This window comes from Arhodomonas sp. KWT (assembly GCF_010993615.1).
Map to the genome: position 1 here is coordinate 1 of NZ_WNXE01000523.1, position 1,125 is coordinate 1,125.

Genomic DNA, 1,125 nt, shown 5'->3' on the forward strand with positions numbered 1-1,125 from the left:
GGGCCCTGGTCGGTGCACGCTTTGCCGACCTCGACGGCAGCGACGAGGGGGCCGCGTACGTCTTCGGGCGCACGGGTGAAGGCTGGAGCGAGATCGCGAAGCTGACCGCACCGGAACCGGCGGATCGCGACCAGTTCGGGCACGCCGTCGCCCTGGCGGGGGACATTGCGGTGGTGGGCGCGCCGCGTGTCGACGAGCCCGGGCGGGACAGCGGTGCCGTCTGGACGTTTGCTCCGGGCGACGACGGGTGGCGCCTGAGCACCCGGCTGTCGCCGTCGGCGCCGGACACCTATGACGAGTTCGGCTCCGCCGTTGCGGCCGGCCAGGGTGCCGTCGTCGTCGGTGCACCGCAGGACATCCCGGCGGATGCCGACGGTGAGGTCGTTACCGGCACGGCGACGCTGTTTCCGGCAGTGCACTAGCTCCGAGGCGATTTGCCGGCAGGAAACGCGCTGCGGCATGCGTGTCGCAGTGCGTCGGGAATAGCCTGCAAGGCACTGGATATAAAGGGCTCCATATGCCCTTCGCAAATGGGTCTGTCGCCCCGTATCGCCCGTACGAGCCGTAGGGCGGCGATCACGGCGTGTTGTCGGCGCGACTGCGTCGTACCGGCCAGACCTCCAGCACACCCGCGCACAGCACCAGGGCGCCACCGGCGATCTCCTGCGCCCCCAGCAGCTCGCCGGCGATCAGCGCCGCCGAGATCAGGCCGACCAGCACCTCCGACATCAGCAGGATGCCCACCCGGGCGGGCTCCAGCCGGGCCGCCGCCCACATCAGGCAGGCCATCGACAGCCCCCACCAGATGCCGCCGGTGACGAGGGCCCAGCCGAGCGCGGGGGCCGCGGCGCTCGCCGACAGTCGCGGCAGGGGCGCAAGGGCCGGTGCGAGAACGGCGGCACCGATACAGGCGCCGAGGGCGAAGACGAAGGCAGACTTGCCCGGTGCCACCGCCGGGCGGGAGCGGATCCCCGTGGTGGCGATGGCCCAGAGCAGCCCGGAGGTCAGCCCGAGCCAGTCGCCGAGGCCGTGCGGGAGCGGGACGGCACCGTCTGCACCCAGCACGAGGGCTAGTCCGGCCAGACCCACGACGATGGCGACGAGGCGCGGCCATGGTGTCGGCCA

2 protein-coding genes are annotated in these 1,125 nt (G+C 72.4%); one reads left to right on the forward strand and one right to left on the reverse strand.

Annotated features, from left to right (window positions below; genetic code table 11):
- Positions 1–422: FG-GAP repeat protein (locus tag G7A99_RS20415; protein WP_205599960.1), on the forward strand; the 422-nt coding region annotated here is incomplete at its 5' end.
- 154 nt (positions 423–576) lie between these two features.
- On the opposite strand, the gene G7A99_RS20420 is transcribed toward G7A99_RS20415, so the two are convergent.
- The coding region (locus G7A99_RS20420) for a DMT family transporter (RefSeq protein WP_163143695.1) at positions 577–1,125 on the reverse strand (549 nt) is incomplete at its 5' end.